This window comes from Pseudomonas sp. Pseusp3 (assembly GCF_047304225.1).
Classification (GTDB): Bacteria; Pseudomonadota; Gammaproteobacteria; order Pseudomonadales; family Pseudomonadaceae; genus Aquipseudomonas; species Aquipseudomonas fluorescens_CD.
In genome coordinates this window covers 1-6,141 of record NZ_JBGLYV010000182.1, presented here as the reverse complement: position 1 = coordinate 6,141, position 6,141 = coordinate 1, and the positions used below count along the sequence as shown (strand labels likewise).

General features: G+C 57.1%; 5 protein-coding genes. 3 read left to right on the top strand and 2 right to left on the bottom strand.

What is annotated here, in order from left to right:
• Positions 1-679: 679 nt before the first annotated feature.
• Both ACCD00_RS29980 and ACCD00_RS29975 read right to left on the bottom strand, forming a co-directional pair.
• Positions 680-1,252, bottom strand: coding sequence for a hypothetical protein (locus ACCD00_RS29980; protein ID WP_413428825.1), 573 nt, complete (start codon positions 1,250-1,252; stop codon positions 680-682).
• A 278-nt stretch (positions 1,253-1,530) separates the two neighbouring features.
• Positions 1,531-1,962, bottom strand: coding sequence for a glycine zipper domain-containing protein (locus ACCD00_RS29975; RefSeq protein ID WP_413428824.1), 432 nt, complete (start codon positions 1,960-1,962; stop codon positions 1,531-1,533).
• A 456-nt stretch (positions 1,963-2,418) separates the two neighbouring features.
• On the opposite strand from ACCD00_RS29975, the gene gltS reads away from it, so the two are divergent.
• The 3 genes from gltS (at position 2,419) to ACCD00_RS29960 (ending at position 5,996) form a co-directional block, all read left to right on the top strand.
• Entirely contained in the window at positions 2,419-3,633 is a 1,215-nt protein-coding gene (gene gltS, locus ACCD00_RS29970; RefSeq protein ID WP_413428823.1) for a sodium/glutamate symporter, read from the top strand.
• A 145-nt stretch (positions 3,634-3,778) separates the two neighbouring features.
• Positions 3,779-4,096, top strand: coding sequence for a hypothetical protein (locus tag ACCD00_RS29965; protein WP_413428822.1), 318 nt, complete (start codon positions 3,779-3,781; stop codon positions 4,094-4,096).
• 160 nt (positions 4,097-4,256) lie between these two features.
• Positions 4,257-5,996 (top strand): dipeptidase, encoded by a 1,740-nt coding sequence (locus ACCD00_RS29960; RefSeq protein ID WP_413428821.1) that lies wholly within the window; start codon positions 4,257-4,259, stop codon positions 5,994-5,996.
• Positions 5,997-6,141 lie beyond the last annotated feature (145 nt).

Genomic DNA, 6,141 nt, shown 5'->3' with positions numbered 1-6,141 from the left:
TCCTTGGCATAGGCACTCGAATCATGGGAAACGAAATCCGGTACCAAAACGATGGAAGCCGAGAGGACGCCGCCGATGGCCAGCGCCAGTAAACCTTTCTTGAAAAGCAGGTAAGTGTTCATCGTGCATTCTCCTGATGATTTGCCGCGAGCAGTGCCAACGCTATCCGCGCTGCAAACCGGGAGCGGCAAGGGAGCAACCCGTCAGACTTACAGTCTATCTTGAATATTCCGCGTGGGATTTTTTCCCACGTATTGAAATTAGCCCTTTCTGGCTCAGGGTCAACCGGCACAGGAAAAAGCCGACCGGCGGTTGGGGACGCCATCGAATTATCGGGGGACGGCCAATTGGCCATGGAAAAAGGACGAGTGGTCGAGAAGCCTCTACCACAGGCGATCACCGGGAAGTGACGGCGGCTGGGGCAACACCGAAATGGGGGGAGTACTGCCAGCATCAGCTGATCAGCCTTTTCGACTGGAGGCACAGGCCAGGAACATCCCGGTGCAGTTCTTGCACAGCCGCAGGTCTGCAAACAGTCGATGGACTCGCCCTCTGCTTCCCGGACGAAGGCATCCTTTGATTACGCAAATGCCCCGTGACCGCAGCCCGATTCGTTGAAGCCCGCCACAATTCGACGGAGTTCGTTTAAGCCAACGAACCGGCTGCACGTCATTGAAAGCTACCCCGGGACCGAGTTTTCTTGCGCACCGACACTGCCCGCCCTGCCGGCGACTGCAAGTGCCACGCAACAAGCCAGTAACGAGAATGCAGCGAATGCGCCCATCACATGTTGATAAGGCAGCACGTGATTCCAGGCTCGAGCTACCCCAAGGAAAGCGGCGAACAGCCAACCGCTCATGGAAAACGCGCCCAACAACGCGAGCCGCGTACGGCCTGCACTGCGCAGTGCGACGAATGGAGCCTTTTGCAGCAACGGGAAGCCGACTCGATGCAACAATGCACCGTTCAGGCTAAGTAGCGCGACGACAGTCACCTTGGCCCAGAGTTTCTGATTGAGCAGATACGCGTCGCCTTCATTGAGATACCCCTGGAGCACCAGCAACAATCCGCTTGCCCAAAGGGCCAGCAGGGCGAGGCTGACGATCCTCTGAGTTTCTTCAACGTACTCAAGCCGCACCTGATCCAGTGTTTCCTTGCGCCAACTCCAAAGCTTGTGATCCGCCTGCAACACCCTCCCCAGGGCAATACACGTAGCGAGCAGATGACCGTATACGAGAAGCATTTTGAGCATTGCCTTGACCTTATTATTGTTTGGGCGCTGCGTTCCCTGCTTCGCTGATTTTGAAAACTAATGATACAAATTAGCATTTGCGTTTTCAAGATAAGCTTTCATCAACATGTGCTGCACCAATCGCAATACGACGGTGTTTACACATGGAGATGGTCATTGCTGTGGAAGATGAATGTAGCCGGGTCGCCGGCCTGCGCTGTTGGCGGCAATCAGGGGGAGCGTTATGCTCGCCCCCTTTTGAAACAACTGTCTCGATAGCTCTATCTCAGTACCGGCAATCAGTCGTCATGCTTGTGTTTGTGCTTATATTTATTCTTGTTCTTATGTTTGTAGTCGGAATTGTGGTGGTCATCGTCATCGGCCATATTGTTGCCGATAGCACCACCTGCTGCGCCGCCCAGTCCGGCGCCGATCAAGCCACCAGTGGAACCGCCGACACTGTTGCCGATGACCTGACCGCCCGCTGCACCGAGACCACCACCAATAGCCGATTCAGTCTTCTTGCCGCTCTTCGCCGTCATTGCGCCCCCAGCCGCGCCGCCTACACCGGCTCCGATCGCGGCGCCCGTGCTACCTCCCATGGCTTGGCCGACCACGCTTCCAAGGGCGCCGCCGAGACCGCCACCGACCGCCGTGTTGGTGGCTTCGCCGGCAAGGGAGTACTGCGATACAAGAAAACTTAACGCTACGACGGAAAATGATTTACGCATCAAACAGACCTATTGGAAATACACAAGAGAACGAAAGTCTGTTGGTACGAAACAGTCAGGTCAACATATTTCCGGCCGTACATTGATAACAATCTACTTACTGTAGGAGCGAGCTTGCTCGCGATGGTCGTTAACGATGCCGCGTGATTACTGACTAAACGCAGCGCTCTTGAGTCCATCGCGAGCAAGCTCGCTCCTACAAGTCTGATCGAGCGGCTAAAGTCAGATATTTGATTGGCCATTGGGAGCGTTATGGCGGCCTATGCCAACGCAGCCGGGTTTTCCCATTTAGGCTAGGCTGTCCTCACTCCTGGCGCGCAGACGTAGCTGATAATCGGACAGCCATCTGGAAAATCTAGGCTGGTATTTGCTGAATCGACCGATTCATTGATACAGGTCCAAACATTGACTGACCGAATCCTGATAATGATTTTCCAGTTTTTAGGCAGGCCTTAAATGACTTCACAGCTTTTGCAAGTTCACGGCCTCGTGAGTTTTACCCTTGCCATCCTCCTGCTTTTCCTCGGTAAAACCCTCGTCCAGCACAACGCCTTTCTCCGTCAATACTGCATCCCCGAATCGGTCGTCGGCGGCTTCGTCTGTGCGGCGGTTACGTCCTTGCTGTACTTCGGCCTGAATATCCAGATCGAATTCGATCTGCAAGTTCGCGACACCCTGCTGCTCTATTTCTTCGCCGGCATTGGCTTGAAATCGGACATGCGCCAACTGCTCAAGGGTGGGCGCCCGCTGCTGATCCTGCTGCTGCTCGCCGCGGTGTTCATTCTCCTGCAAAACTCGCTGGGCATGGGTGTGGCCGAGGCTTTTGGGCTCGATCCCAAGGCCGGCTTGATGGTGGGCTCCATTTCCCTCACGGGCGGGGTCGGCACCACCCTGGCATGGGCACCGCTTTTCGTCGATAAACTGGGCATCGGTAACGCGCACGAGCTGGGCATCGCCAGCAACACCGTCGGCCTGATTGCCGCATGCGTCATCGGCGGCCCTATCGCCAACCGACTGATACGTCGCTATCAACTGACGCCGTCGCGGGATGCGGACCTGGAAGTCGGCATTCTCGAGCAACAACCGAGCAAACCACTGGACTATTACGACGTGCTCTGGGCCTGGATGTGGCTCAACCTGACCCTGATGCTCGGCTATGGGCTCAACCTGCTGCTGGTCGAAGCCGGCGTCACCTTGCCGAAATTTGTCAGTTGCCTGTTCGCGGGCATCGTCATTCACCACCTCGTTCTCGCCTTTGTGGGCGATCAACGACTGAAAACCTGGAGCGGCGCCAGCCTGGGCCTGTCGCTGATCTCCGATATCTGTCTGGGCATGTTTTTGACCATGGCCCTGATGGGGCTTCAGCTATGGCAACTCAGCGGCGCGTTGATGTTCATTCTGTGCGCATTGACCCTGCAGATTCTGCTGACGGTCCTCTATACGTATTTTGTGGTCTTCCGCTGCATGGGGCGCGATTACGAAGCCAGCGTGATTGCTTCCGGATTCGGCGGGATTGCCCTCGGATCCACGGCGACCGCCATCGTCAACATGTCGACCGTGACGCAAAAGTACGGTGCGGCCCACCAGGCCTTCCTGATCGTGCCGCTGGTGTGTGGCTTTTTCATTGACCTGGTCAATGCCGTGATCATCAGTATGTTCAGTGGTCTATAGAGCCAATCGGACAGGACCAATGCTAAAAAACACATGACTCTTTTGATTGAGGAAAAAACCAGCCGAGGTTGGATGATGTCCTGACAGGGGCCTAATCTGAATAGACACAAACTTGAACACGCCTCTTGAGACAGGGGGAACCGGGATGACAGGACAAACTGCGCGCCGACGCTCGTCATGGATCCTGTTTTCCCTGCTCGCCGCCAATCTGGCGCTGCTGGCCGGATGTTCAGGCAAAGCCAGCACGGCTACGGTTACGGCTCAAGCTCCAACTCCAGCCGCAAACATCGGCTCGGTCTGCTTTGCAAAGGCACTCCCCACCGTCGGCGAGGGTGGCCTCGCCTGGGGTGACACTTTGGACATCGCTCGCCAGAAATCCCTGGATAATTGCATACGCTATTCCGGCCGATCCGGCGGCACGCCGGGTACCTGCAAAGTGACGTTCTCGGAATGTAAGCATTGATAGAGCGGTTTTTCGTTTCTGCGCCGCTTTTGCATTTCTGTGCGACAGATCCCACTTCAGGGGCTCCCGTTTCACACGCTTGTGGTGTTAGTTTGCAAATGTTTCTGATCAAACGATCAGATATTTCTTACAAACCACCTGCAAAGGAATGCCCCCAGCAATGGATTTTTCACTCAAGCACCTGGCTGCGACCACTCTCATGCTCGCCAGCCTTTCATCGTTCACCACCGCTGCCCACGCCAACATCACGCCACAACAGAGCGCACTCATCCTGAAGTCCTTCAGTGATGCGTCGGTCAAGGATTTCAAGCAGTTCCTGGAAGGTTTGGCCAAGAGCGATATAGCCACAACCGACGACCTCGGTCCGGCCATCCGTGCGTTCCTCGACAACAAGTCGCTTACCGCCGAGCAGCAAAACCAGATCCATCGTTTGCTTGGCCTCTATGCCCGGGTGAAATACGGCAGCGCAGCCACCGAAACCCTGAAGGAGCTGGTGGCCATTGCGACCGTGCGCGTGGACGGCGTTGCCCAGCACGACAACCCCGAATTCATCAGGATTGCCGAGAAGATCAAGGGCCTCGCCCAGGCGTTCAACCTGAATTTTCGCAACATCGACAACCGCGTCTATGAGATCTCCCTCGAAGGCACCGGCGATGAAGTCGTGGGCATTCACGCCCATGCCGATGTGGTGCCAGTGACGCCAGAGAACTGGGTGCTGCAGGACGGCACCCGCCTCGATCCATTCAAGGTCACCCTGGTCGGCGATCGCATGTATGGCCGCGGGACCGAGGATGACAAGAACGGCATCGTGGTGGCGCTCTACGCCATGAAGATCATCAAGGAAGAGAAACTGCCGCTGGCCAGGAACTTCAAGCTGCTGGTCGACACCACCGAAGAAACAACGGGCGACGCCATCCCCTACTACTTCGAACGTAACCCGACCCCCGACTACAACCTGGCGCTGGATGGTGGCTACCCGGTGGTGATCGCCGAGAAAGGCTACGGCACCGTCATGGCCAGCTTCGCCAAGCGCAACGCCCAAGGCCGGGGCGCGGAAATCACCGCAATGACCGGCGGCCTGGCCACCAACCAGATTCCGTCGACATCGGTTGCGACCCTGGTGACCGACAAGCCCGCCGAACTGGCCGCCAGTCTGCAAAAGGCCGGCACCGAGTATGCCAAGCGCAACGGCGGCAACTTCGAGGTGGCTGCCAAGGTCGACGGCAAGGACGTCAAACTGACGGTCACCGGCGTGTCCGCGCACTCCTCCGAACCCGAGTCCGGCGTGAACCCGGTGGCCAGGATGCTCGACTTCATCAATAGCCTCGACGGCAAGGTGGCGCTCAAGCACAACCAGATCACTGATGCTGCCCGCTACGCCGCCGACAACTGGGGGCTGGATTACCTGGGTGGCAAATTGGGTGTCGGCTTTTCCGATGAGTTCATGGGCCCGCTGACCACTTCCCTGACCTATGTCGGGATGAATGACAAAGCCTTCAAGCTCGCGGTGAACCTGCGCGTGCCGAAGGGCAAGTCACCTGAAGCACTCAAATCCGAAATCGCCGGAAAGCTGGACGCCTGGAGCAAGAAGACCGGGATCGCACCGGCCTTCGACCTGTCGATTGCTGAACCGATGTACCGCAACCCCGAGGGTGAATGGGTCAAGGCCCTGCTCGCGGCGGCCAGCGAAAACCTCGGCATGGAACACAAGTTCGGCACCTCCGCCGGCGCCACATCGGTGCACGAACTGCCGAATGGCGTGCAATTCGGCCTGGCCATGCCGGACGTCAAATACACCGGTCACAACGACAACGAGTTCAAGACCACCGGGCAGTTCCTGCTGGACTTGCAGATCGTGACCGAGATGATGGGCCGCATCGGGCAATTGCCGAAACTCTGACCCCCTTTGGACCCCCCCGCGGGGGGGGGGCGCGTGTTTACCGGTGATTTCGCGGGACAGTGATAGTAGCGGGGGGCGCCCGCCCCCCCAGGTTTTTAAAAGAAACGGAATGGTTATGAACGCAAATTTTAAAATGGGGGAACAA